This is a genomic window from Arthrobacter crystallopoietes BAB-32, assembly GCF_000328305.2.
Lineage (GTDB): Bacteria > Actinomycetota > Actinomycetes > Actinomycetales > Micrococcaceae > Crystallibacter > Crystallibacter crystallopoietes_A.
This window is the reverse complement of record NZ_ANPE02000061.1, coordinates 1-24,531: the sequence shown is the minus strand read 5'-3', so window position 1 is coordinate 24,531 and position 24,531 is coordinate 1. Positions and strand designations below refer to the sequence as shown.

Genomic DNA, 24,531 nt, shown 5'->3' with positions numbered 1-24,531 from the left:
CGGCGGGCACGGTGCGCGCGGGCCAGCTGCGCCAGCCTCCCGCGGGGGCGGAGTTGATGTCCGCGGCCAGCAGTTCCGGCAGCAGGTCCGGGGCGTTGCGGGCGTTGATCCGCAGCACCCGTGCGGGGTAAGTAACGACGGCGGATCCCTCCTCATCGACTTCGGCTGCGGGCGTTGCTCCGGTGCAGAAGACGATATCGCCCGGCTCTGTCAGTTGAGCGTGCGGGTACTTCGCGGCCAGGAGCAGGCGGTCGATCCGGCGCTCCCGGGTGGCGGTGTGTCCGTGAAGTTCGGGAGTCCCGAAGACCGGTGCGCCGACGCCGCCCGACCTGACGGAGCCGTGCTCGATGTCCATCTCATCGACTCGCGTGCCCGGCAGATAGACAAGGCTGCGGGATTTCAGCAGCTTCCCAATGGTGGTTGGGGCAGGGACCGCCGACGCCTGCCCGCCCACCTGTCCGGCCACGGCTTGGACCTCGATCTCCAGGGGCCACAACGCGCAGGCGGAGGTGTTCGGCGGCACGTTGCCGGCGGAAGCGGTCAGCACTGCGCCGCCGGAAGTGTTGAGCGTGGCGATGAGTTGCTCCGCGCGAACCAAGTCGGCCGCAGCGTTGGCGGGGCCCGTCGTCGTCGCGCTTCGCTGTGTACCTGGCGGCTGCGTCAGTGAGCCCCGGCTGGCAAGGAGAACGCGCGTCAGAACCAGGCGGGCGAAGCGGAATGCGTGGGCACGGACGAACTCGTGGTTGCCCATCGCGGCGGCCAGATCGGAGACGAGGTCCTGCACGGTGGCTGCGTCCAGCTCAGTCCCGCTCAGGTCCGCCGTCATGGTCCAGCGCTCGCCGATCGGGACGTCCAGGTGCGCCGGGCCAAGCACCCAGAGGGCCTGGGCCTGGCGCGGCTTGCTCTTGACCAGGCCCTGCGGCAGCTTCACGATGGCCCGCACCCGGCCCGACCGCAGGACGTCGGAGCGGATGTCGTCGAGCGCACGGCTGGCCGCGGCATCGGCAAGGACTGCGGCCGGTCCGATAATGACCGCACGCTGGGCGTCATCCATGCGCAGCACGATGTCATCGACCGCGGTGAGCAGGTCCTTCGGTGACAGCTCGGGCTGCGCCGGGGAAGGGAACTGGGCGGTCCAGATGGTGTGGCTTCCTGCAGAGGGAACAACAGCATCCATGATGCGGAGGTTCTCCCGGTGCACCCCGTGGATCCGCAGCCTGCGCCGCGCGAGGCGCCCCGCGCCGTCGTCGTTATTGCCCACGGCAAGCACCGCGGAACGATCCTCCCCAAGAAGGCCGGCGATGCCCATCAGCAGGTCGCTGCTTCCCTGCGTTGCGTCCGCGAAGATGGGCTCCGGCGCTTCCGCGGCGAGTTCGACGGCGGTCGCGGCCACCAGCCCGATGGCAGCTTCCGTCAGCGCGGTGCGGGATTCCCGGCGCAGGCCGGCGCGGAAGCGGTCCGCCATAAGGCGTTCGAACGCGGCGGGGGCGCTATAGGCGGCGTCGACGAGCAGGTCTGTGTATTTGGCGAGCGGTCCCAGTTCTCCATTGAGTGACCCGAGCTCGGTGTAAAGGAAAGCGTCGTCCGGGTCCTGCTCGTCGGCTGCGTCCAGCAGATCGTCCGCGTCCAGTTGGCCCAGCGGGCTGCCGGTGAGGGAGCGCAGGGTGAGGAGGGCAGTCAGGGCGTTGAACCGCTGCGGGCCGGGATTGGCGCCGGTCGGTGCGGCGAAGGCGGCGAGGTCCTCGGCGGCGTTCGGGTTGTTGCCGCGGCCGGTGAGCTCGAGCCAGTCCACGATCCGGCCGGCGTCAAAGAGCTCCTGGGCTCCCGACTTGGCTATGGGTTCCGGGAAAGGATGCGCCGTGCCCTTGCTGCGGCTGCGCCACATGCTCACGACCGGACGCTGGACCTGGGTGAGCAGGGCGATGTCGGCAAGGGAGATGCGCAGCTGCGCGGCGGTTTCCACCATCAGTTCCCCCCCTTGCGTCGATGTACGAGGATCAGCGTAGTGGATAAACGTTCCTTGCACTGCATCCAGCTGATAACCCGGGTTATCAGATCCTCGTTCTCATCCTCGGTGCCGCCGGCCCTACCTTCGAAGAGCGGGCTTGGCCTGGGGGTGAAAGACCGGTCCGCAGCGGGGAGGCCGAGGCCCATGTTGGGGAACGGCCTCGCCTCTCCGCCTCCGACTCGCACTCCATCATTCCGCACCGTTGAGAGGACCGACTGATGACAGAACGCATTGAAACGCCTGCCGCTGAACGCGCCGGCCTGGCTTCCGGCCGCACCGGCGGGGACGAATCCGCTCAGCCCGCCGGACAGAAAGGCGGGAAGACTCCCGCACGGCCCGGAAAAGGCAGGACTGCCGCCCTGGTAATTGCCGGCGTCGTACTCCTTGGCGGCGGGATTGGGATTGGCTCCGCCCTGACCGACCCGACCGCGAGCGAGGAATATGCCTCCCTGGCCGCTGCCAACGACGCCATGGAATCCTCGCGCGAAGACCTGCAGATCGACTATGACGCGCTGAAGGCCGACTACGACGTCATGGCCAGCGGTATCGACGAGCGCGAAACGCAGGCCGAGGAACGCGAGGCGGCGCTGGAAAAGGGCGAAGCCGAGCTGAAGGAAGCCGAAGCCGCTGTTGCAGAGCGTGAGAAGAAGGTCTCCGGCGCGGAGAAGGAGAAGGCCGAGAACACCATCCGCGAAGGAACCTGGACGGTCGGCGTGGACATCGCCGCCGGCACTTACCGGACGACCGACTCCGTGGGCTCCACCTGCTACTGGGGCATCTACACGTCGGGCACCAATGGCGACGACATCATCGCCAACGACATCCCGGGCGGCGGCCGGCCGACGGTCACCCTGTCCAAGGGCCAGGACTTCAATACGACCCGCTGCGGCACCTGGGAAAAGCAGTAATCACACGCACTGGCCGGCACCTGCCGGTCTCGAAAGGAAAATCATGTCTCACACTGGAACCAACCCGCACGCGCCGCAGCCGGCGCAGTATTTTCCGCCCGCCTCCGCCGGCATGGGGCAGAAGTCCTTCGTCGCCACGTGGCTGCTGGCGCTGTTCCTCGGCATCTTCGGCGTCGACCGGTTCTACTTGGGCAAGGTCGGCACCGGCGTACTGAAGCTCGTGACCTTTGGCGGGCTTGGCGTCTGGGCGCTGGTTGACCTGATCATCGTGCTGGCCGGGAAGACGCGGGACAAGCGAGGCCTGCCGTTGGCCGGGTACGCCAAGCACAAGGTGGTGGCCTGGATCGTGACGGCAGTACTGATCGTCTTCAGCGGGGTCAGTGGTGGCGCCGCGGGTGGATCGGCCGGACAGGTGGCGGCTCCGGTGGCGGCGGACAGCGCGGCCCAGGAGCAAGCAGCGCCTGAGGCTGCCGAGCCGGAAGCGGCTGAAGCTGCTGGCACGCCGGAAGCTGCTGAACCAGCCGCCCCTGCAGAGCATGTCGAAGCGGAGCAGGAGTGGACCGAGGTGGTAACGCTGTCAGGCAGCGCGAACTCGGCCAGCCAGACCTTCGAACTGGCCGGCGGCCAAACCCGCCTGGTCTACAGCTTCGAGGGCAGCCAGGACTTCGTGGTGGTGGCGGCCTACCTTGAGGAGGCCGGGACGGACCTCAACAAGGACGGCGGCATTCCGCTGCTGATGCTGGACAAGCCGGAAAGCGGCGAGACGGCGGTGCACAAGTCGGCGGGGGAGTATTTCCTGGATGTCCGGGCAGCCAACATCGACTCGTGGACCGTGACGATCGAGGAGATGAAGTAACTCCAAGAGACTGGAATTGCTGGGCAGCTCCTGCTGCCCAGCAAAACTGTCAGACCCGAGAAGTACCTTGAAAGCACGGGTGGGCTGTATCTTAGGCGGCTCCTGGAACAGATTGGGGGACTGGACCATGGCGGTGGATCTTTGGGAAAGAAGTGGTGCGGAACTTGCTGAGCGGATCTGCGCCCGCCGGGACAAGCATCTCGTCGTGATCTCGCAGCGGACGGACTCAGATCTGCTGCATCTGGACGCCACCTACGTGAGCGACCAGCTGGAGGAAATCGCAGATGTGGTGGTGGTACGCGGAGCTGCTACCACCATCATCCATGTCTTCAGCTCGCGGCTGTACGGACTACGCCGCTACCAAAGCAGAATCAACCGTGACGCCGAGACCGGCGGCCTCGATTCATGAGCCGGGTAACGCGGAAATTTAAAGTCTCAGTGGTGCCGAATCAAGCCAAAATCGATCAGCTCAAGGGAATGGCCGTTGCCGTGCAGTCTCTGCGGTCCGACGTGTGGTCCATTCTCCGTCAGCGGGACATGGCTGCCGTCAGCATGTACGACTTCCGGACGGTGATGACCGAGCGGGGCCTGACACCGGGGCACTATGGCCTGCAGCAGCGCATCTGGCGGCAGAACGTCGAAACCGCCTTCCGTGAGGTGCGCCTGTGGCAGGAGGCCGCGAAGCAGCAGTACGGGCTCAAGCGGAAAATCTTCCGCCGGGCCGCTGGGAACAAAGCTGAAGAGCGGCGCTTGTTCACCGTACTGAAAGTAGGTGACTGGCTAAGCGACCCGTGGCTGCACAAGCATACCCGGAAGGCTTTCCGGGCCAAACCCAAGCCTTCCCGGCAGAAGCTGCGCCTGTCCTTCGACAGCGCGAGCTATAACACCAAGCGGGACAGCGAGGGCCGCCTGTGGCTTTCCCTCATGGGCGCAGCGAACAGGCAGCGCATCAAGCTGTGCTTCGGCCGCGTGCCGGAGAAACTGACCCCATGCGGCGAAATTCAGGTCTTCTTCCACGCCGAGAACGACATTCAAATCCACACCGGGTTCGACGAATTCCACGCCTGCGCCGGGGACGCCATCCCGGAGCCCGGCAGGAAGGTATCAACGCACACGCGTAGGGCGGAACGCGAGTCGCTTTCCGCTAAGGCACCGGCTGCGCCGGTCGATCGCGCGACCACCAACAAGCCGTACCGTATTCTCGGGATCGATGCAGGACGCACTGAGGCGTTCATTGACTCCCACGGCACCGTCTACGGTCACGGCCTCGGACAGCTCTGCGAGGAGCATGACGCCAAGACCAAGGGGAAGCGAGCCAGCCGCAGCAAACTGCGCGAGCAAGCCAAGGCCCTGCGTAAGCAGGCGGAGGTTGCCCGCCGGGCCGGGAACCCGGAGAAGGCACGACGCCTGACCCGCAAGGCCGACAACATCTACGCGCACAACCTCAGTACCGGGCGCCAAACCGCGGCCCGAAGCCGGCACCGGGCACGGGTCCGGGACCTGATCTTCCGCGCCGTACACGAGATCGCCGCGGTCACGAACTGCATCGCTGCCGAAAAGTTTTCCCAGAACTTCTCATACGACCGGAGCCGGAAGCAGAACCGGCTGAACTCCGGATGGATGAGATCAATCGTTGCCGAGGCCCTGGACGCCGCGGCACGCAGAAGAGGTTCTTCTGTTATCCATGTCAATCCTGCGTACACGTCGCAACAGGTTCGAAGGTGCGGCCACTTGGGCAAGCGCACCAACGGGTCTGTTTACTGTACCGAGGGCAGCTGCCCGGAGTTCAGGGTCAAGTACCACGACGACATGGACGCCGCCGGTTCGATCGAGGACCGCGCGGCAGACCCGCACATCACGCTTTCCATGACACCCAAGCAGGTCCGGGAAGTTATTTTGTCGCGCTACTGAAGGCCATTGTGCCGAACGTAGCAGAAGGTCACTGCCAGCGGTGGAGCACTGTCCCACCATGGCTTGAGTTGTGAGCCGCTTAGGCGGATGTCAACCAAGTGCGAATCACCCGATTCGAGTAGCTGCCCGCGGCAGGGTAGCTGTAGACAAGGAATCGGGAACAGTTGCCGCACTGCAGCCGGCGCTACGACTACGGCATACGTCACGCCAGGCCCAGCTCGGCTTTGACTTCCTCCCAGGGAACAGGTGACTCACCGGAGTCCGCCATTTCCTGCCGCGCGGCTTCGGCCGCCCGTAAATCCTCGAGATCTTCCGCCGCCTCGATCAGCTCGGCCAAGTCATCTGCATCGATCAGCGCCGCTACACGGCGTCTGCGCCGGAGCAGATAGACCGGCTCATGGCTCATCCGGGCGGTATCGATGGCCTCAGACAGTCGACTACGAGCGACGCTCACACTCATTTCAGTCATGCCTTCAATTTCCGGCAAGGTAGCTGAAATGTACATAAGCGCTGGAAGAGCCAAAATGGCAGGCCACCCTCCGCCGTCGTACCTGTGGAGAATTACCGCGCCCTTGGAACGGGCCAAGGGCCGGATGGCGGCGACGTCTGCGCCGGTCAGTTGCCGATGGGCGGGGGAGCGACCTCGTCCGGCCGGCGTGCGGCTTCCTCGCGCTTCCGCTCCGAGGGCACCGTGAGGATGATCGAGGCGATGGCGATGACGACCATGAGGACGTTGAAGAGCAGGCCGATGGCGCCGCCGAAGCGCAGGGCGACGTTGTCCTGGCGGCCGATGAAGAGGCCCCAGGACTGGATGAGCTCGGGGTCCACGGCCTGGCCTGCGACATAGAGCGCGGCGGAGATGGCGACGCCGATCGCGTTGCCCAGCGAGGAGGCCATCTTGTAGATGCCGGAGGCGGCGCCGACCTGGGCGTCGGGGACGTTGGAGAGGGCTGCGTCGGTGGACGGTGTCGCGTAGAAGCCGAGGCCGACGCCGAACAGGGTGAAGCCGATGACCGTGAGCACGATGTATTCGCCGATGTGCAGGAACGTCAGCGAACACATCAGGATGCCGACGCCGGTGATCATGCTGCCCCAGAGCATGGGCTTCTTGGGGCCGAAGCGCTGCAGCAGTTTCTCGCCCACGCGGATGGTGGCGAGAATCGCGACGAGGTAGCCGAGGGTGAGCAGGCCGGACTGCAGGGAGCTCATCCCGGCGGCGATCTGTACGAGGCCGAGCGAGACAATCAGCGTGCCGGCGGCGCCGTTGAGCAGGAAGTTGGAAAGGGTGGCGCCGGTGAAGGTGCCGTTGCCGAACAGCTTCAGGTTCACGAAGGCATTGCGCTTCCGGGTCTCGATCTGCAGGAAAACCAGGCCGGCCACGATGAAGACCGCCACCAGGGCCAGCCCCGTCCAGCTGAGCCAGCCGATGTTCGGGCCCTGCGAGATGTAGACGTTGATCGCGACGAGCATGACGATGAAGAAGATGAGGCCGGACCAGTCGAAGGGCTGGTTCGCGGTGGCCGGGTCCCGTTCGGCCCGTGATTCGGGCGTGCCCTTGAGCAGGAAGAGCGCGAGCACGGACAGGATGATCGAGATCCAGAAGATGGAGCGCCAGCCGAGGAACGATGTGGCCATCAGCCCGCCGAAGAGCGCGCAGAAGCCGGAGCCGCCCCAGGAGCCGATGGACCAGAAGGAGAGCGCGCGCTGCCGGTCCTTGCCTTCGTAGTAGGCCTTCACCAGAGCCATCGTCGACGGCATGATGCAGGCGGCCGACAGGCCTTGGACGATGCGCCCGCCGAGCAGCATGGCCGAGGTCAGCCCGCCGAGGTTCTCCGGGGTCAGGGCGATCAGCAGCGACCCCAGGATGCTCAAATAGATGCCGGCGTACATGATCTTGACCCGGCCGAGCCGGTCCGCCAGGCCGCCGGCGACAACAATGAAGATGCCGGAGAACAGCGAGGTGATCGAGACGGCCAGGTTCGCCATGGTGCGCTCCACGCCAAGTTCCCCTTGGATGCCGGGGATAACGTTGAGCAGGGTCTGGGCGAAGAGCCAGAAGTTGATGACGGCCAGGACGATGCCCAGCAGCCACTTGTCGGTCGGTTTCCAGCCGGTCCTGGTTCCGGCCGGCGCTGAACTTGCCACGTGGGACGCTCCTTACTTGGACAGGTAGGCGAGGGCGGCCACGACGTGGGCCTGGGTGGCCATCCCCAGCGTCGGATCGATGGCCGGCGCAAAGAACGGCGAGTGGTTGGCGGGAATGTCCTTCAGGACGGTGCCTTTCTCGACGGCCTGCCGGTACACCTCCGGCGGGACCGAGCCGACGGCCCAGTAGGTGTAGGGCACGCCGAAGGCATCGGGAATCCGGCTGAAGTCCTCCGAGGCGGTGACGGGCGCGAGGCGGAAAACCGCGTCGCTGCCGAAATGGTCGGTGAAGGCACCGGTCACGCGCTCGGAAGTCCCGGCGTCGTTATTGGTCAACGGGAACTGGTCGTAGTACTCGAACTCGGGCTCCCGGGGCGAGCCGGCAGCCTCGCATTCGCCCCGGACAATCCGCTCGATGGCGGCCATGATCCGCTCGCGCAGCGCTGTGTCGTAGGTGCGCAGGTTCAGCAGCAATTCCGCGCGGTCCGGGATGATGTTCGACTTGGTGCCGGCGTTGGATGCCCCGACGGTAACGACGGCGAATTGGCCGGGTTGCGTTTCACGCGAGACGACCGTCTGCAGCCGCAGCACGATCGAGGCCGCCAGCACCACCGGGTCGACCGAGAGGTGCGGCATGGAGCCGTGGGCGCCGCGGCCGTGCACGGTGACCTTGAGTGAGTCGCCGGCCGACAGGACCGGCCCCGCCGTGGTCCCGATGGTACCGGCTGCCTGGGTCAGCACGTGCTGGGCGAGTGCGACGTCGGGGCGCGGCACCTTGTCGACCAAACCGTCGTCGACCATCGCCTGCGCGCCGGCCGCCGTTTCCTCGCCCGGCTGGAACAGCGCGATATAGGTGCCCGACCAGGCGTCCTTGTTGTCGGCCAGCAGCTTCGCGGCGCCGAGCAGGGACGCGGCGTGCATGTCGTGGCCGCAGGCATGCATGACGCCGTGGACGGAGGAGGCATAGTCGAGCCCGGTGTCCTCGTTGACCGGGAGAGCGTCGATGTCCGCCCGGGCCAGCACGGTGCTGCCGGGCCCGTTGGCCAGCACGCCAACCACGCCGGTCCCGCCGATCCGCTGAACCTCGTAGCCGAAGTCCGCCAGCTTCTCCTCCACAATGCCGGCGGTTCGGTGCTCCTTCATGCTCAGCTCCGGGTTCCGGTGCAGATCCTTGTACAGTTCCCGCTGCCAGACGAGTTCCTGCTCCAGCGCGCCCAGGACCGTCTTCGCGTTCGTCATGATCTGCCCTTCCCCATGCCCAGGCGGCGGCGGCGGTCGCGGCGTCCGGAAGCACGGCTTGTCCCTCCCAACGTAGGCATCGGTCCGGAGCGCGTCCACGGGTTGGCCGACAATTCCAACCCGGCGGCGGGACTTTCGGCTCCAGTTCACCCCGGCTTACCCCAGCCGTACCCTCCGGTTCGGCAGCGCTGCCTAGCTTCAGAAGGTCACTCCACTCGCATGAAAGGCACCCCCAATGCTTTCTCCCAAGTCACGCCGGCGTGCGCTCGGCAGCGCACTGGCCCTCGCCGTCGTCGTTCCGCTGGCGGTCGGCGCCACTTCCGTCGCGACCGCTTCACCCAACTCCGGCGTCCACAAGGCCGATCCGGTCAACACCCGGCCGAGCGACGGCGTCCTCTACCGCCAGAGCTTCAATGACCTGGCCAAGGACCTGCAGGCACGCTCCAGCGATCCCGGGATCACGGACGGAACCGTGGGCTTCACGCATTCGGCCCCCAAGGGCTGGAGCGTGGAGAACGACGAGTCCATGGCGGGCATCGGCGTGGACGAGTGGCGCGGCTGGTCCTTCACCACCCGCGATTTCTGGACCGACGCCGAGGACCAGATGCGCTACCGCTTCGCCCGGGCGGACACATCATGGCCGTGGCCGATTCCGACGAGTTCGCCGACCGCGGCAATGCCCCGCACGACTTCCGGACCACGCTGTCCTCCGAGGAGATCAAGGTTGCCGGCGAGTCCGCCATCGAGCTCAGCTTCGATTCGCACTACCGCGGCTGGGCCGGCCAGTCTGCCTCCGTGACGGTTGAATTCGACGGATCCGGCGAGCAGACAGAGATCCTGCGCTACGACAGCAGCTCCGTGGAGGACAACTATGACGGTTCGGTCCTCAACGCCAATGAGACCATCGCCGTCGATGTGCCGGCGGGCGCCAAGAAGGCCGTCTTCCGCTGGAACTTCCAGGCCGAGGCGAACAGCTGGTACTGGGCGATCGACTCGGTGTCCGTCCGGCAGGCGCTGCCCGAAACGGCCGAGGAGCCGACCAGCGCGTGGGTAGTCAGCGACATCCAAGGCGAGCCCGGAGACCTGGCCCACGCCTTTTCCGACGTCAACGAAGTCCGGCCGGATGCCGCCGGCCTGCTGATGGTCGGCGACATCGTGGCGACCGGCAGCGAAGCGCAGTGGGCCGAAATCGACAAGGTCATGAATGACGCCGAGGGAATCCTTCCGGGCACTGTCGCGGCAGCGATCGGCAACCATGAAAGCTACACCGGTGAGCCGTGGGAGGTGCTGCGCGACCGCTTCCTGTCCTTCGCCGAACGGGACCGTGTCTGGGACGAGTACGTGCTGGAAGGCGCCGGCGGCGAAGTGCCGGTCCTGGTCCTCGGCCAGGAGAGCCAGCGTCCGCCGGAGGTTCCGATGTCCGCCGAGCAGATCGACTGGCTGAAGGAGCGCCTGGCCCACTGGACCAAGCAGGGCAAGCAGGTCCTGGTCATCTCCCACTTCCCGCTCGGCGACACCGCATCCGCCTCGTGGATCCCGTGGTACCACAACCACTACGAGCACAACGACCAGCTGACCGGCATTCTGGGCGACTACCCGAACGCTGTGATGCTCAACGGGCACACGCACTACCCGTTCGAACTGGGCGACTGGGCCACGCAGCGCCGCACCGACGGCGGCCACCCTGACGGCTTCTGGGCGGTCAACACCGGCGCCATCCAAGTCGAGTGGGATGCGCGCGGGGAGGACACCGCCGGCATCAGCGAGATCGTCACGCGGAACATCAACCGCGGCCTGACCGTGGACGTCTACGAGGACCGGCTGGTCATCGAGGGCCGCGACTTCGGCGTCGCCGGCGCCGGCGGCACCAATGACGTCAACTCGGTGGTCCGTTCGGTCACCATCCCCAATCCGCTGGCCAAGTAGGAAATTACGACGGCGGCGCCTCAGGTTCCAGCGGCACGGAACCTCGGGCGCCGCTGAAGTTCCAAGCGTCCGGCATCACGATCCCGCTGGGCCTGGGCATCGGACGGCTGGTGTTCACGGCCATGAACGTTGTTGAGCACTACTTCTACATCGCCGCCGACGGGATCCTGATGGTCCTGCTGGTCCTGATGCTCATCGCCGCGGCCCGCCGCTGGCTGGCCGTCGTGCCGGGACCGCTTCCGCCCGGACGGACCTGATGCAGCCCAGCTAAAAGCCCCGGTACTTCATGGATTTACCAGGGCTGTTTTAGTGCTCGCAGAGAGATGCTCAGCTAGCGATCCGGTCCCTCCCTGCTGGTGCCTGGGCCTCGACGATTCGCTCCAGTTCCGATACAGCCAGGCCACTGGCCGCTGAAATGTCTTCTGGTGGCACGCCTGCGCTGAGCGCAGCAACGATCTGCTCATTGCGAACCCAGACGCTTTGGTCCAATGTCCATTCCGCAGATTCCACTTCGGCGGAACGGGCGGCGAGGGTAGCGACCAGGTGCTGCTGCCATTGGTCTGCGTCCGGGGATGAGGACGATGGGGTGATACCAGTAGAAATCTGGCTAATGGGAGGTTCGCAGTAGACGGTTGAGTCCAAGTCCGCGATGGACAGGGGTAGAGAGTTAAAGGGCTGCATGAGTGCCGCCTTGCCGGGGTTGGGAAGCGAAACTAACGGTCGCTAAGCGAAAGAATGGCCTCGGCGTAGGGAAAGTCTGTTGACCCACCCTCGAGCAAGCAAGCCTACGCATCGTTTGCACGATTGGCCAGTGGATGGAGCCCCCTTCTGGGCCTAGTCACTTAGAATTCGCCGGAAGCAGGCCGGCGAGTTCCGCATCCCTGCTGGTTAAACCTTATTACGCATTTGTGACGCTCGTTACCCTCGAAAACCAAGTGTTCGAGCTCTTTTATTCTCCCGATGTTGACCAAGTCACACTGACAGCCCTATCGTGCCGATGGCAGTGATATATCACCTCTGGAAAGCAGATATGGCAGCTCACACGACTCCCACCAAAGCTCACCTCGGCACCGTCGAAAAGACGAGCGTCCTGCGCGTTCTCACCTACGCCGGAGCGATCGTCGCGTTCCTCATCGGTTCCGGCTTCGCCACCGGCCAGGAGATCCTGCAGTACTTCACCTCGTACGGGTACTGGGGCGTCTTCGGCACCGGCCTGCTGGTCCTGGTCCTCATGACCTACGTCGCCGTCGAGTTCTTCCTGGTTGGCCAGGCGAAGAAGTTTGAGCGTCCGTCGCTGATCTTCCACTACTACTGCGGCAAGCACCTCGGAACGTTCTTCGACTTCTTCTCCATCCTCTTCGTCTTCCTGAGCTTCACGGTGATGGTCGCCGGTGCCGGCGCCGTCTTCGAGGAGCACTACGGAACGTCGAAGTACATCGGCGGCATCGGGCTCGCCGCGGCCGTCGGCATCAGCGTCTGGTTCGGACTGAAGAGCCTGGTCGATGTCATCGGCAAGATTGGGCCGCTGATCGTCGTGATCGCGATCGCCCTCGGTTTCGTCGGCGTGATCCGCAATCCCGGCGGGATCGCCGAGGGCAACGCCCTGCTGCCCACGCTGGAGCTGACCCAGGCCTCCACGAACTGGTTCATGTCCGGCCTGTCCTATGTCGGCTTCTGCATGCTGTGGCTGGCGGCGTTCCTCACCGCGCTCGGCAAGACGTCGCGCAGCCGCAAGGAAGCGGCGTCCGGCGCCATGGTCGGATCGATCGCCTTCTCGGTGGCCTGCATCGTTGTCGGTCTGGGCCTGCTCGCGAACATCACGCGGGTCGGCGGTACCGAGATTCCGATGCTTGTTCTGGCCAAGGATGTGAATACCGTGCTCGCCTCAGGCATCTCCGTGATGATCCTGGCCGGCATCTACACCACCGCGGTACCGCTGCTGTGGACCGTATCCTCCCGGTTCTGCGCCGACAAGACGCCCCGCTTCAAGTACCTGACCATCGGGCTCGCCGTCGTCGGAACAGTCATCGGGCTGGTCCTGCCGTTCTCCCAGATGGTCAACATCGTGTACGTGATCAACGGGTACGTGGGCATCCTGCTGCTGGTCCTGATGCTAGCCAAGACCGGGATGCGCCTGGTCCGGCGCCAGGCGCTCTGACCGCTGGCGGACAGCCCAGGGCGAAATGACGCAGAGGTGCGGTGCGGCCGGGAGCCGCACCGCACCGCCGTCGTTATTACCCGTCGTGGTTAGAAGGGATACTTCGCGATGTCGGGGCGGACGGTGAGCCACTGGAGTTCGGTGAAGGACTCCATGTTCGCCTGGTGGCCGCCGATGCGGGAACCGTTGCCGGAGTTCTTGGTGCCGCCGAAGGGGGAGTTGGCTTCGTCGGAGACGGTTTGTTCGTTGATGTGGACCTTGCCGGAGTCGACGCGGTCGGCGATCTGCATGGCGAGGCCGACGTCGCCGAGGATGGACAGGGAGAGGCCGTATTCGTTGTTGTTGGCCAGGTCCACGGCTTCGTCGATCGTGGAGAACTTGGTGACCGGGGCGACGGGGCCGAAGATCTCGTCCTTCCACGCGGTGTTGGCCGGGTCGAGGTCCGCCAGCACGGTGGGCTGGTAGAAGGGGCCGTTGTTGGTGCCGCCGGCGGCGAGCCGGGCGCCGGCGGAGACGGCGTCCTGGACGATCGAGTCGATGCGCTTGAGCTGGTGCTCGTCGATGATCGGGCCGATGGCCACGGTGCCGGTCTTGGGGTCGCCGACGGGCAGGTTGTTCGCTTTTTCGGCCAGGGCGGCGACGTAGTCCTCGTAGATGTCTTCGTGGACGATGTGCCGGCCGGTGGTCATGCAGATCTGGCCCTGGTGCATGAAGGAGCCGAACGCGGCGGCGGAGGCGGCCTTGGCCAGGTCGGCGCCGGGCAGGACGATCATGGCGTTGTTGCCGCCGAGTTCCAGGTGCACGCGCTTGAGGTTGCGGGCGGCGGATTCGCCGATTTTGCGGCCGGCTGCGGTGGAACCGGTGAAGGCGATGACCCGGACCTCGGGGGCTTCGACGACGGCGGCGCCGATGTCGGCTCCGCCGGGCAGCAGCGAGAGCAGCCCGGCGGGCAGGCCGGCTTCTTCGAAGATGCGCATCAGGGTGACGCCGCCGCAGACCGCGGTGCGGGGGTCTGGCTTGAGCAGCACGGCGTTGCCGAGCGCCAGTGCCGGGGCGACGGCGCGGATGGAGAGGATCAGCGGGAAGTTGAACGGCGCGATCACGGAGACGACGCCGACCGGGCGGCGGCGGGCGAAGGACCAGCGGTTTTCGTTCGTGGTGAGCACGTCGCCGGCCGGCAGCGACGGCAGGGCCGAGGCTTCGTAGCATTCGTTGGCGGCGATATGGGTTTCCAGGCCGGCCTTGGGGCCGATGCCGCCGGACTCGCGCACGAGCCAGGACTGGACTTCCTCGGCGTGTTCTTCCCAGAGCTGGCCGGCGCGGCGGAGCACGGCGGCGCGTTCCTCCGGCTTGCGGGCGGCCCATTCCTTCTGGGCCGCGGCAGCCGCTGCGGCGGCTTCCTGCACATCCTCGACCGAGGCCACGCCATAGCGCCCCAGCACGTCGCCGGTCGCCGGTTCGATGCTGTCCGCGGCACCGTTGCCGCCCTCGCGCCAACCGTTCACATAGATTTTGCCCTCCCACAGGGAGGTTTCAAGCAGGGACATAGCCCGTCCTTTCAGTAGTTGCTTGGCTTGCCGGCCGCGGGGCGGCGGCCTGGAGCTTAGTCGGCGGCCTTCAGCACGGCCTTGATGGTGCCGCCGGAGGTCGAATCCGCGACGGCCTGGTCGATCTGGTCGAAGCCGTAGTATTTCACCAGCTTGTCGAAGGGGAAGCGTCCGGCCTTGTAGAGCGCGATCAGGCCCGGGATGAGCTGCTGGGAAGTGGTGGAGCCGCCGAGCGTGCCGATGATCCGCTTGCCCCAGAGCGTGCGCAGGTGGTCAACGGAGAACCGGGCCTCCGCCGGCGCGCCTCCGATCAGGATCAGGGTGCCCAGCATGCCGACCGCCTCGGCGGCCTCTTCGAGCACCTTGATGTTGCCGGTGCATTCCAGCACGTAGTCCGCCGGCCCGCCGCAGATCCGCTGGATCTCCTCGAGGGCGTTGGTCTTGCCGGAGTTGATGGTGTGGGTGGCGCCGAATTCGCGCGCCAGTTCCAGCCGCGAATCGTGCAGGTCGATGGCGATGATGGTCGCGGCCGGCGTGTTCTTCGCGGCCATGACGGCGGCCAGCCCGACAGCGCCGGCTCCGTACACCACCAGCGATTGGCCAGGCTCCGGCTTGGCAGTATTGAAGACGGCGCCGGCGCCAGTGGTGATGCCGCAGGCCAGCGGTCCGACCAGTTCCAGCGGAATGTCTGCATCCACCTTCACCAGCGATGAGGCCAGCGCCAGCGAGTAGTCCGCGAACGAGGACTGGCCGAAGAAGTGGCCGGAAATCGTGCTGCCGTCGGCCCGGGTATAGGCCGACTTGCCGGCGTCCGGCCCCTTGAAGCGCGCACCGCTGACCAGCGCTTCGCCCAGGCGCAGGCAGTACCGGTGCTCGCCGCGCAGGCAGTTTTTGCACTCGCCGCAGTATGGCCAGCCCATGATGACATGGTCGCCCACTGCCACGTTGGTCACGCCGTCGCCCACAGCCTCCACCACACCGGAGCCCTCATGCCCCAACACCCCGGGCAGTGGCAGCGGCATGTCGCCGGCCTGGGTGATCAAATCGGTATGGCAAAGCCCGACGGCGGCGACCTTCACCAGGACCTCGCCCGGCCCGGGCGCGTCCAGTTCCAGCTCTTCGCGGACGAACGGGGCGTCCTTTTCCTCGACTACCAGCGCATTGATCTTCAAGCCATGCTCCTCATTGCCGATTGTGGATGCGTCATCCAGTATGCCAACCATCGGCGGCGATGGGCAGCCCAAAAAATGGCGGCCCGCCAAGCTTGCCCCGCAGCAGGCGCTGCTCCACCATTAGTTCACGGGGCAGATCAGGAGGCCGCCATGCAGGTCAGTTTCCGCCCCGCACAGGCAGCCGCAGCCGGTGCGGCGGCTTTCCTGGCGGCCCTTGCCGGCGGCCTGCTTGTCTGGCTGCGCTTCAGCCCGCGTCCGCTGGCGGTCCTGCTGCGGGTGCTGTCCGAACGCGACGGACGGCGCACTTCCCGCGCCATGGCCCGCCATGTGCCGGAGGGGATCAGCGAGGTGCTCGACCAGCAGTACCTCAGCCATCACGCCCACACCTATCTGGACGTCTTCTTCCCGGAGAAGGCGGCGGACGGCCTGCGCCTGCCGACGATCGTCTGGATCCACGGCGGGGGCTGGATCTCCGGGAACAAGAACGACGTCGGCAATTACCTCCGGATCCTGGCCTCCTATGGATTTACCACCGTGGGTGTCGATTACTCGCTGGCCCATGTCCGCCGCTACCCGGCGCCCGTCCGCCAAAGTGCGGCGGCGCTGCGCTACCTCACGCACAATGCCGACCGGCTGCACATCGACACGGAGCGGCTCGTGCTGGCCGGGGATTCTGCCGGCGCGCAGATCGCGGCGCAGCTGGCGCTGGTAATTTCCGATCCGGACTATGCCCGCAAACTCGGCATCGCCTCGCCCATCACGCCGGACCGGCTGCGGGCCGTGCTGCTGCACTGCGGGGCCTACGACCTCTCGCTGGCCGGTGCGGACCACGGCGGGAACCGGCACTACCTGCGGACCGTGCTGTGGTCCTACACCGGGGCCAAGGACTACCTGGAGCGCCCGTACGTCGCCCTGGCCTCCGTCGCCCGGCACGTGGACGGCAAGTTCCCGCCGGCCTTCGTCTCCGCGGGCAACGCCGACCCGCTGCTGCCGCACTCGCTGGGGCTGGTGACGGCGCTGAAAGCGAAGGGCTCGGTGGTAGAGGAGTTCTTCCCGGAGACCGACGCGGGGCTGGGACACCAGTACCAGTTCAACCTGGAGCTGGAAGCGTCGCGCCGCGTGCTGGAGCTCAGTGTGGAGTTCCTCCGCGGCCGGACAGCCTGACACGGGCGGGCGTCACAATAGTCGACTCGGATGCCAGCGGATGCCACCGGACGCGGTAGCGTCGCCTGCATGGTCGAGATCACCGGCACCCTCCAGCGGCAGGCATGGATCGAGAAGCGGCTGCCGCCCGTCGAGCAGCTGGACGGCGGACTCTGGTCCGTTCCGATCGTCTTTCCCCGCAATCCCATGCGCTACACACTCTGCTACGTGATGGTCGACGGCGGCGACTGCCTGGTCGTCGATCCCGGCTTCGACTCCGATGAGGGCTACGACCAGCTGGCGGACGCACTGGAGCGCATCGGTCCGGGCATCGCCGGTGTCACCGGAGTCTTCGCCACGCATTACCATGCCGACCACCTGGGCATGGCACGCCGGCTGGCCGACGCCGCCGCCACGTGGGTGGGTGTGGGGCGGCTGGACCGCGATGCGCTCACAGCCCATGGAGAGCCGGCGGCGGAGCAGGAAGCCGACCGGCAGTTGTACCGCTCGTGGGGCGTACCGGAGGAGCGGCTGCCGGAGGTACAGCTGTCCCTGGAGGCCTTCCAACGGATCCGCCACGCCGCTGCCGTTGACCGTGTTTTCGACGGCGGCGACCAGCTGCGGGTGGGCGGCCGCATCCTGCGGACGGAGGCCACACCGGGGCACACGCCCGGACACCTGATGCTGTGGGACGACGCCGCACGGCTGGTGCTGAGCGGCGACCATATCCTGCCCCGGATTACCCCGAATGTCTCACTCGCCGAGTCCGGGCATCCCGACCCGCTGCGCAGTTACCTCGAGTCGCTGGAACGCACCGTGGAGGCCGAGGACCACGAGGTGCTGCCCGCCCACGAGTACCGGTTCAAGGGCATCGCGGCGCGCGCCCGTGCCCTGCGCGCGCATTCCGCCGAGCGGCTCGACGAGGTCCTCGCCGCGCTCGTGTCCCAACAGGACCCCACCGTCTACACCGTCGCGCGAAATATCGGCTGGTCCCGCGGCTGGGACTCGCTGGCAGGCTTCCAGCTCCGCATGGCGCTGAGCGAAACCGCCGCGCACATCCAGTACCTCTCGACGTCGGGACTCCACGCCGGCGTTTCCGGTTTGCCCTCTGCGCCGGAGGTGGTGGCGCTGCAGGCAGGGCAGCGAAGGTGATCAGGCAGAGCTCGGTAGCGTGGCTTTCATTGCCATCAACAGCGCTTCGATCTGGCCTTGGAAGACGGCGAACCCGTCACGGATCTGAAGTTCGTCCCGCAGTTCGGTGACGTAGGGGAACTCTTCTGGATGCGCCGGCCGGTATTCCTGCACCCAGAAACCTCCGGGCTCCATTCCGGCTTCAGCCGCTGCCGTCAGCATGGCGGCGTTCCGGCCGCTGAGGGCGAGGACCATATTGGCATACATCTGGTAGTTGAAGACCGCATCCCGGCCCCGCCAGCCGGCATCGTGGATGGCTTCCAGAATGGCGTCCACGACCCGGATCTCGTTCGGTCCGAGCGTCACCCGGTAGAAGGTGTGCATGGCAGCGGCATGGTGTTCGGCGAAGGTGCGCCATGCGCGGTAGGCCAGGTCGCGTAGCGAGTCCATCCATGATGCGGCGGGTTCATAACCTTCGATGGAGAGCCGGATGAGCTCGTCCGCCACCGCCGTCACGATCTGGTCGCGGCTTGAGAAATGCCGGTACATCGCCGTCGGGGAAGCCCCGAGTTCCTTGCCCAGCCGGGCAAACGTCAGGGCATTGACCTGGCCCTCGTCGAGGATCCGCAGCGCAGCGTCGACAATGATCTCACGCGTCAAGGTTCCGCGTCCCAGACGAGGCCGCGCCTTCTTTTTCGCTCGCGCAGGAGCCTCTGCTGACTCGCCCATCTGCGCCTCTCCTATCTCCGGTGCCACTCCACCGTATCTGACTCCATCGGCTCTGGCAGCGCTGTGGTAACCAAGAAAAATATAAGTGAATAACGTTGACTATATCGTTCACTAGCAGCATAGTACTGGCATGACTCAGATCACATCGAGCTCTCAGAGGGCAATTACCGACGCTGTTCCTGGCTTGAAGTTCCGCTTCAGCATCGTCGCGGAAGTCGCGCCGAGCGTTTCTCTCGACGAGACGGCAGCCGGCGAACTCGGCTTCATCCCCATTACCGGAGGCACCGTAGCCGGCGATCTGGAGGGCAGTGTCATCGGAAGTGGCGGCGACTGGTGCCTGATCAAATCGGCCGGGACATACCGCGTTGAGGCCCGTTACGGCATCCGCACCACGGAAGGCGCCTATGTGGACGTCGTCAACACCGGCATCCTGACGCGTCCTGGGGAAGGTGCCCACACACCTGGCCGTGGCGGCGAGTACTTCATGACGACGCCCGTCTTCCGCACCACCCACCCTGCTCTGGCCTGGCTCACGCACTCCGTCTTCGTGGGACATGCCGTGGCCGGCGACGGCGCGACCTCCATTGACGTCTTCGAAGTCATCGTTCCCGGCCACCCCGCCTGAACGTCGTGGATCGACCAGTAACACCTCCTACCCAGCACATCTCCTGCACCAGCAAAGGATCACGATGAACCGTTCATTTCTTCCCACCTTGGGCGCCTTGTCCGTGGCCGGCCTGCTGCTGACCGCCTGCACAACGTCGAGTCCATCGGCGGGCGGCTCCGCCGCGGCGGAGGCCGGCGCGGTCTCGACGGACACGGTCCGCGCGACAATCGACCTGCCCGCGACGCTCGATCCGGCCAAGGGCCTCTCGCTGCCCGACTTCCTGACCGCGCGCATGAGTTTTGACACCCTGCTGCGGAAGGACGAGGGCAACTCGCTGGTCGGGGGACTGGCGGAATCCTGGGAAGCCACGGCTGACGGAGCCGTGCTCACCTTGCGCCAAGGCGCAACCTGCTCCGATGGAACTGCCATCACCGCATCCGTGGTGAAGGATTCCCTGGACTATCTGGCATCCCCGGAGACGGGTTCGGCTGCGGCGCCGCAGGTCTTTGGCGTGGCAGGCACTCCCGACATCACGGCCGACGACGCGGCAGGCACCGTGGCCATCAACCTTGCCGAACCGTGGCCAGACATGTTGACCGGACTTTCGATGGCGGCAACGGGAATTATCTGTCCCGCCGGGCTGGAAGACCCGGAGGCACTGGCTGCGGGAACAGCGAAGGGAGCGGAATCCGGTCCGTACCTGCTCTCCGGCAAGGAACACGGGGTGCGCTATACCTACAGCCTGCGGGACGACTACGACGCTTGGCCCCAGTATGCCGACGAATTGCCGGGCCAGGTACCCGCAACGATTGTGTACAACGTCATCGCTGACAAGAACGCCACTGCCAATCAATTGCTCGCCGGCCAGCTGGACACCGGCTTCGTCAACGCGAACAGCCTCCCCCGCTTCGAGGGCAACGACAAGTACACCGTGACGAACGAGGCGTTCTCCGACTTCTACGTCTTGTTCAACCAGCGCAAGGGCAGCCCGTTCACGGATCCGGCGAAGCGCAAGGCCGTCGCCCAGGTGCTCGACCGTGCGGCTTTCGAGAACATCACATCCAACGGACACGGCCAAGTGACCACGCAGCTCGTGGCCAACGGAACCAAGTGCTCGTCCCCGGAGCAGTCGCCGGTGATCAACGTCGACGCGGCGGCCGCCAAATCGGCGCTGGACGGCGTGAAGATCCGCATGGTCGGCGCCCAAATCCTCGGCCCGCAAGGCTCAGGCAACGTCTATGTGCAGGAACAGCTGCGCGCTGCCGGCGCCGAGGTCACTCTGGAGAACCTCGACGTCGGAGGCTGGATCGGCACGGTGTTTGGTGAACCGAGCGGCTGGGACCTCACTGTCTACGCCGACCTGAACTTCATGGGAACCATGTCCAACCCGCTGAATTCCATGGTGGGACCGGCGATCGAGGAAGGCGGCGGCAACATCGGTGCCATCGGCAACACGGAAGCCGCCGGCGCCCTGGCGGAGTTCCGGGCGGCCCCGGACGAGGCGTCCCGGTGTGCGGCGCTGCAGGATGCGATGAACTCGATCATCGCCAACGCGGACGCCATTCCGCTCGCCAACGACCCGCGGCTCATGGTCGCTGCCGATGGGTTCTCGGTCGTTTCCCTCGGCGGAGCGCTCGACGACCAGCACTACCGCATCACCAAGTAGTCCCGCAGGCGCCGGACCGCTGCCCGGCGCCTGCCTGCCTCCCCTTTATCCCAGACATACCAGGAGTACACATGGACCTCTTTGACTCGGCCACCTCGCTCGCAGGTGCGATCCGCCGTCGTGAAATCAGTCCCGTCGAAGTCGTCGACGCCTACCTCGCGCGGATTGACGAAGCCAATCCATTGATCAACGCCATCGTTTGGCGTAACGACGACGAGGTCCGCGCCGCCGCACGGGAAGCCGAACGCGCACTGCTCGCCGGCGGACCGCTCGCTCCCTTCCACGGTGTTCCGATTCCCATCAAGGACCTCTCGGACGTCGCGGGCCAGCCCAACACACACTCGTCCCTGGCCATCGATGCGACACCGCGCAGCACCACCAGCCTGAGCGTCCGCAAACTGCAGGATGCCGGATTCCTGCTGATGGGCCGCACCAATTCGCCCGAGCTCGGGCCGCTGACTGTGGCCGAGAACCAGCGCCACGGTAAGACCCGCAACCCCTGGAACCCCGATTACACGCCGGGCGGTTCCAGCGGCGGCGCTGCAGCAGCGGTCGCGGCCGGTATGGCACCGGTAGCACATGCGTCCGACGGCGGAGGTTCCATCCGCGTGCCCTCCTCAGCCTGCGGCCTCGTCGGGCTGAAACCCAGCCGGGGTCGGGTCCCGCAGGAAGTCCTTGCGTGGGAGCATTCGACTGTTGAAGGCGCGATCACCCGCACCGTTGCCGATGCAGCAGCCGTTCTCGATGTTATGAGCGAAGCGGACCCGCTGGCCTGGTATTCCGCTCCCGCCCCGGAAAGGCCGTTCGCGGTGGAGGCCGGCCGCGACCCGCGCAAGACCAGGATCGGCGTCCTGCTGCAGGCTCCCACGGGCCTGCCGGTGGACCCCGAATGCATCGAGGCCGCCCGCCGGCTGGCCGGCGCCCTTGAGGCCGCCGGGCACGAGGTATTCGATGTCTCGCCGCTGCTCTTCTCGCGCGAGGCGATCGACGCGTTCCAGGTGATCGTCAGTGCTTCTGTCTGGGCCACGCCGTTCGATGACGTCTCCAAGGTGGACCCGTACATCGCCCACCGGATCCAACAGGCCGAAGGCTTCCACGCCGGCCTGTATGCGCAGGCCGCAGCCCTCCTGCAGATCGAATCCCGCCGCATCGTCGCCCAGTGGGGGCGCGATTTCGACGTCCTGCTCACCCCGACCATGGCCACCACCACGCCGCCCGTCGGCGTCGTCCTGGATGAGGCGAACTTGGACCCGGCGGGCCCGCGGCTCACGGAACTACGGATGATTTCCTTCACGTCCTTCTGCAATATGGCGGGCCTGCCGGCCATCAGCCTCCCGGTCCACGCAGCCAGCACCGGCCTTCCGGTCGGCGCGCAGCTGGTCGGCGCTCCCTTCGGAGAAGGCCGGCTGGTCGCGCTCGCGGCGCAGGCCGAGGCGCACTTCCGCTGGCAGGAGCAGCTTGCGCCGGCGCTCAGCGGAGCCAGGCCATGACAGTCAATCCACGCCTTCTGGAGCCGGCGGGCGGCACAGCCTCGGGAAGCGCGCATCCGGGGGAGCCGGTCCGGAAAGCGGGCCCCCGCTGGTCCTCCAACGTCTGGATGAACTTCGCCCTGCGCCGCGCCGGCGGACTGCTGCTGTCCCTGTTCCTGCTGGTGGTCGTGACCTTCATGATGGTGCCGCTGATCCCGGGCGATCCGGCGCGCGCCATCGCCGGCACTGACGCCTCGCCGGAGACCCTCGCCCGGCTGCGCGCGCAGATGGGCCTGGACGATCCGCTGCCGGTCCGGTTCCTCGACTACGTGGCCGGGCTGGCCCGCTTCGATCTCGGCAACAGCTTCCGCTTCAACGACGCGGTCGCCGACATTGTGGCGACCAAGCTGCCCTACACCGCGCAGCTGGCCTTCATGGCGATCGCAGTGGTGCTGCTCGTTGCCGTACCAGCCGGCATGGCCGTGGGCGTGCTCTCGCGAGGCGGCCGCCGCCGCTGGCTGGATCTGGCGTTCGGCAATGTCGCCGGCTTCCTCGCATCGCTGCCGGGCTATGTCACGGCCACGCTGCTGGTGGTGGTGTTCGCCATCATGCTGCCCATCTTCCCGGCCGGCGGGGCGGACTCACTGTCCGCCCTCGTGCTGCCGACGCTGGCGCTGGCCATCGGGCCCACCTGCGCCGTCGCGAGGGTGGTGCGGCAGGAAACTGGCGCCGTGCTGGAGCAGGACTACATGCGCACGGCCCGCGGACGCCGGATCCCGCCGGTGCGGCTCTACCTGCGGCACGCCCTGCCGAACCTGCTGACCAGCACGCTGACCCTGACCGGCCTGATCCTGGCCAGCCTGCTCGGGGGCGCGATCATCATCGAAACCGTCTTCAACTACCCAGGCCTCGGCAGCGAGATCATCCAGGCCATCATCTACCGCGACTATCCGCTGATCCAGGGCATCATCCTGGTCGTCGGGCTGATCGCCACGCTGCTCAACCTCCTGGTCGACGTCGTCCTCGGCATCATCGACCCGCGCACGCTCGGAGCAAAGTCCCATGGCTGAAATTGTGAATACCCGCCGGTTCCGCTGGAGCGCCGGACTCATCCTCGGGCTCTTCCTCACGGGGGCGCTGGTCCTGACCGGCATCCTCGCTCCGTTCTTCCTCACAGGCGCCGCCGACACGCTCAGTGCCGATTCGCGCCAGGGTCCGAGCGCCGCGCACTGGCTGGGCACGGACGACTTCGGCCGGGACATCCTGGCCCGCTCCCTGGTTGCCGCACGGCTGACGCTGGTGATGTCCGTCGCAGCCACGGCCGTTTCGGTCATCGGCGGCCTGGCAGTCGGCTCCGCAGTGTGGCTGGCCCCGCGGCGCATCCGCGAGGCCGCCCTGCGCCTGATCGAGGCGGCCGTCGCCTACCCGTCGCTGATCTTCGCCCTGATCATCGCGGCCATCCTGGGACCGGGAAGTACGACGGCGGTCATTGCCATTGGTCTCGCCGGTATCCCGGGTTTCGCCCGCCTGACAGCCAACCTTGCAGCGTCGGTCTCGCACCGCAACTTCGTCGGGACGGCGCGCCTGCTCGGGGTTCCCGCTCCGCTGCTCATCACGCGCCATCTGCTGCCGAACATGGCCGAACCGATCCTGGTCATGGCCACGTCGACGTTTGCGCTGTCGCTGCTGGAAATCTCGTCGCTGTCCTTCGTGGGGCTCGGCGTGCAGAGCCCCGAGTACGACTTCGGCCGGCTGCTCAATGAGGGCCTGGTGTCCATTTACTCGCAGCCGCTGCAGGTGGTGGCGCCGTCGATCATGCTGGTGATCGCCGGCCTCGGGGCCATGCTGATTGGTGACGGGCTCGCCTCTGCGGCGGATCCGCGGGGCGGGCGGCGTTTCCTCCGCGGGCGACGCCG

General features: G+C 66.4%; 23 protein-coding genes. 15 read left to right on the top strand and 8 right to left on the bottom strand.

From position 1 onward, the window contains the following. Positions 1-1,966 (bottom strand): hypothetical protein (locus tag D477_RS02365; RefSeq protein ID WP_005266913.1); only part of this gene is annotated, 1,966 nt, incomplete at its 3' end. Between the two features lie 260 nt (positions 1,967-2,226). Here D477_RS02365 and D477_RS20975 point away from each other — a divergent pair. The 4 genes from D477_RS20975 to D477_RS02340 all read left to right on the top strand — a co-directional run bounded on the left by D477_RS20975 (position 2,227) and on the right by D477_RS02340 (position 5,683). Further along, positions 2,227-2,916: a hypothetical protein gene (locus D477_RS20975; RefSeq protein WP_005266909.1), complete on the top strand. Its 690-nt coding sequence runs from the start codon at positions 2,227-2,229 to the stop codon at positions 2,914-2,916. Between the two features lie 43 nt (positions 2,917-2,959). Next, positions 2,960-3,772: a TM2 domain-containing protein gene (locus tag D477_RS22955; protein ID WP_005266907.1), complete on the top strand. Its 813-nt coding sequence runs from the start codon at positions 2,960-2,962 to the stop codon at positions 3,770-3,772. 127 nt (positions 3,773-3,899) lie between these two features. Continuing rightward, a complete protein-coding gene (locus tag D477_RS02345; protein ID WP_005266905.1) occupies positions 3,900-4,181 on the top strand; it encodes a hypothetical protein in 282 nt (93 codons plus the stop codon). Positions 4,182-4,213: 32 nt separating this feature from the next. After that, a complete protein-coding gene (locus D477_RS02340; RefSeq protein ID WP_190273504.1) occupies positions 4,214-5,683 on the top strand; it encodes a zinc ribbon domain-containing protein in 1,470 nt (489 codons plus the stop codon). A gap of 202 nt (positions 5,684-5,885) precedes the next feature. On the opposite strand, the gene D477_RS02335 is transcribed toward D477_RS02340, so the two are convergent. The 3 genes from D477_RS02335 to D477_RS02325 all read right to left on the bottom strand — a co-directional run bounded on the left by D477_RS02335 (position 5,886) and on the right by D477_RS02325 (position 9,067). Continuing rightward, complete coding sequence (locus tag D477_RS02335; protein WP_237740675.1) at positions 5,886-6,188, bottom strand: type II toxin-antitoxin system Phd/YefM family antitoxin; 303 nt, start codon at positions 6,186-6,188, stop codon at positions 5,886-5,888. A gap of 110 nt (positions 6,189-6,298) precedes the next feature. Further along, positions 6,299-7,828 (bottom strand): MFS transporter, encoded by a 1,530-nt coding sequence (locus D477_RS02330; protein WP_005266899.1) that lies wholly within the window; start codon positions 7,826-7,828, stop codon positions 6,299-6,301. A 12-nt stretch (positions 7,829-7,840) separates the two neighbouring features. Beyond that, complete coding sequence (locus tag D477_RS02325) at positions 7,841-9,067, bottom strand: M20 family metallopeptidase (protein WP_005266898.1); 1,227 nt, start codon at positions 9,065-9,067, stop codon at positions 7,841-7,843. Between the two features lie 235 nt (positions 9,068-9,302). Between D477_RS02325 and D477_RS23625 the strand changes: the two genes are divergently transcribed. From D477_RS23625 to D477_RS23495, 3 genes are all read left to right on the top strand, one after another. Continuing rightward, the gene (locus tag D477_RS23625; RefSeq protein ID WP_337587536.1) at positions 9,303-9,866 is read left to right on the top strand and encodes a hypothetical protein; all 564 of its coding nucleotides are present in this window, start codon (positions 9,303-9,305) and stop codon (positions 9,864-9,866) included. After that, positions 9,770-10,993: a metallophosphoesterase family protein gene (locus D477_RS02320; RefSeq protein WP_424579994.1), complete on the top strand. Its 1,224-nt coding sequence runs from the start codon at positions 9,770-9,772 to the stop codon at positions 10,991-10,993. Before D477_RS23625 ends, D477_RS02320 begins: the two co-directional genes overlap by 97 nt. 122 nt (positions 10,994-11,115) lie before the next feature. Next, entirely contained in the window at positions 11,116-11,250 is a 135-nt protein-coding gene (locus tag D477_RS23495) for a hypothetical protein (protein ID WP_272943807.1), read from the top strand. Between the two features lie 70 nt (positions 11,251-11,320). Here the strand turns inward: D477_RS23495 and D477_RS22140 are convergent, their stop codons facing one another. Continuing rightward, entirely contained in the window at positions 11,321-11,674 is a 354-nt protein-coding gene (locus tag D477_RS22140) for a hypothetical protein (protein ID WP_150109954.1), read from the bottom strand. Between the two features lie 349 nt (positions 11,675-12,023). Between D477_RS22140 and D477_RS02315 the strand changes: the two genes are divergently transcribed. Beyond that, positions 12,024-13,151 carry a YkvI family membrane protein gene (locus D477_RS02315; protein WP_005266894.1) on the top strand — a complete coding sequence of 376 codons (1,128 nt, stop codon included), beginning with the start codon at positions 12,024-12,026 and terminating at the stop codon, positions 13,149-13,151. Positions 13,152-13,240: 89 nt separating this feature from the next. On the opposite strand, the gene D477_RS02310 is transcribed toward D477_RS02315, so the two are convergent. Next, entirely contained in the window at positions 13,241-14,698 is a 1,458-nt protein-coding gene (locus D477_RS02310; protein WP_005266893.1) for a benzaldehyde dehydrogenase, read from the bottom strand. A gap of 56 nt (positions 14,699-14,754) precedes the next feature. Further along, entirely contained in the window at positions 14,755-15,870 is a 1,116-nt protein-coding gene (locus D477_RS02305; RefSeq protein ID WP_005266890.1) for an NAD(P)-dependent alcohol dehydrogenase, read from the bottom strand. Positions 15,871-16,020: 150 nt separating this feature from the next. Between D477_RS02305 and D477_RS02300 the strand changes: the two genes are divergently transcribed. Together D477_RS02300 and D477_RS02295 are read left to right on the top strand one after the other, a co-directional pair. Continuing rightward, positions 16,021-17,034 carry an alpha/beta hydrolase gene (locus D477_RS02300; protein WP_005266888.1) on the top strand — a complete coding sequence of 338 codons (1,014 nt, stop codon included), beginning with the start codon at positions 16,021-16,023 and terminating at the stop codon, positions 17,032-17,034. Between the two features lie 69 nt (positions 17,035-17,103). Further along, entirely contained in the window at positions 17,104-18,165 is a 1,062-nt protein-coding gene (locus D477_RS02295; RefSeq protein WP_005266886.1) for an MBL fold metallo-hydrolase, read from the top strand. On the opposite strand, the gene D477_RS02290 is transcribed toward D477_RS02295, so the two are convergent. After that, positions 18,166-18,804 carry a TetR/AcrR family transcriptional regulator gene (locus tag D477_RS02290; protein ID WP_005266884.1) on the bottom strand — a complete coding sequence of 213 codons (639 nt, stop codon included), beginning with the start codon at positions 18,802-18,804 and terminating at the stop codon, positions 18,166-18,168. A gap of 199 nt (positions 18,805-19,003) precedes the next feature. Between D477_RS02290 and D477_RS02285 the strand changes: the two genes are divergently transcribed. The 5 genes from D477_RS02285 to D477_RS02265 form a co-directional block, all read left to right on the top strand. Then, positions 19,004-19,498: a DUF3237 family protein gene (locus D477_RS02285; RefSeq protein ID WP_081608437.1), complete on the top strand. Its 495-nt coding sequence runs from the start codon at positions 19,004-19,006 to the stop codon at positions 19,496-19,498. 64 nt (positions 19,499-19,562) lie between these two features. Continuing rightward, positions 19,563-21,146: an ABC transporter substrate-binding protein gene (locus D477_RS02280; protein WP_005266880.1), complete on the top strand. Its 1,584-nt coding sequence runs from the start codon at positions 19,563-19,565 to the stop codon at positions 21,144-21,146. Between the two features lie 71 nt (positions 21,147-21,217). Then, positions 21,218-22,636, top strand: a complete 1,419-nt coding sequence (locus D477_RS02275) for an amidase (protein WP_005266878.1) — start codon at positions 21,218-21,220, stop codon at positions 22,634-22,636. Beyond that, positions 22,633-23,685: an ABC transporter permease gene (locus D477_RS02270; RefSeq protein WP_005266876.1), complete on the top strand. Its 1,053-nt coding sequence runs from the start codon at positions 22,633-22,635 to the stop codon at positions 23,683-23,685. Before D477_RS02275 ends, D477_RS02270 begins: the two co-directional genes overlap by 4 nt. Then, a partial coding sequence (locus D477_RS02265) for an ABC transporter permease (protein ID WP_005266873.1) occupies positions 23,678-24,531 on the top strand: 854 nt, incomplete at its 3' end. The genes D477_RS02270 and D477_RS02265, both read left to right, overlap by 8 nt.

Coding starts and splice junctions, on each gene's coding strand:
- D477_RS02345 (WP_005266905.1), top strand. CDS start 3,900: ATGGCGGTGGATCTTTGGGAAAGAAGTGGTGCGGAACTTGCTGAGCGG.
- D477_RS02280 (WP_005266880.1), top strand. CDS start 19,563: ATGAACCGTTCATTTCTTCCCACCTTGGGCGCCTTGTCCGTGGCCGGC.
- D477_RS22955 (WP_005266907.1), top strand. CDS start 2,960: ATGTCTCACACTGGAACCAACCCGCACGCGCCGCAGCCGGCGCAGTAT.
- D477_RS23625 (WP_337587536.1), top strand. CDS start 9,303: ATGCTTTCTCCCAAGTCACGCCGGCGTGCGCTCGGCAGCGCACTGGCC.
- D477_RS02285 (WP_081608437.1), top strand. CDS start 19,004: ATGACTCAGATCACATCGAGCTCTCAGAGGGCAATTACCGACGCTGTT.
- D477_RS02325 (WP_005266898.1), bottom strand. CDS start 9,067: ATGACGAACGCGAAGACGGTCCTGGGCGCGCTGGAGCAGGAACTCGTC.
- D477_RS02315 (WP_005266894.1), top strand. CDS start 12,024: ATGGCAGCTCACACGACTCCCACCAAAGCTCACCTCGGCACCGTCGAA.
- D477_RS02300 (WP_005266888.1), top strand. CDS start 16,021: ATGCAGGTCAGTTTCCGCCCCGCACAGGCAGCCGCAGCCGGTGCGGCG.
- D477_RS22140 (WP_150109954.1), bottom strand. CDS start 11,674: ATGCAGCCCTTTAACTCTCTACCCCTGTCCATCGCGGACTTGGACTCA.
- D477_RS02275 (WP_005266878.1), top strand. CDS start 21,218: ATGGACCTCTTTGACTCGGCCACCTCGCTCGCAGGTGCGATCCGCCGT.
- D477_RS20975 (WP_005266909.1), top strand. CDS start 2,227: ATGACAGAACGCATTGAAACGCCTGCCGCTGAACGCGCCGGCCTGGCT.
- D477_RS23495 (WP_272943807.1), top strand. CDS start 11,116: ATGAACGTTGTTGAGCACTACTTCTACATCGCCGCCGACGGGATCCTG.
- D477_RS02295 (WP_005266886.1), top strand. CDS start 17,104: ATGGTCGAGATCACCGGCACCCTCCAGCGGCAGGCATGGATCGAGAAG.
- D477_RS02335 (WP_237740675.1), bottom strand. CDS start 6,188: ATGTACATTTCAGCTACCTTGCCGGAAATTGAAGGCATGACTGAAATG.
- D477_RS02310 (WP_005266893.1), bottom strand. CDS start 14,698: ATGTCCCTGCTTGAAACCTCCCTGTGGGAGGGCAAAATCTATGTGAAC.
- D477_RS02270 (WP_005266876.1), top strand. CDS start 22,633: ATGACAGTCAATCCACGCCTTCTGGAGCCGGCGGGCGGCACAGCCTCG.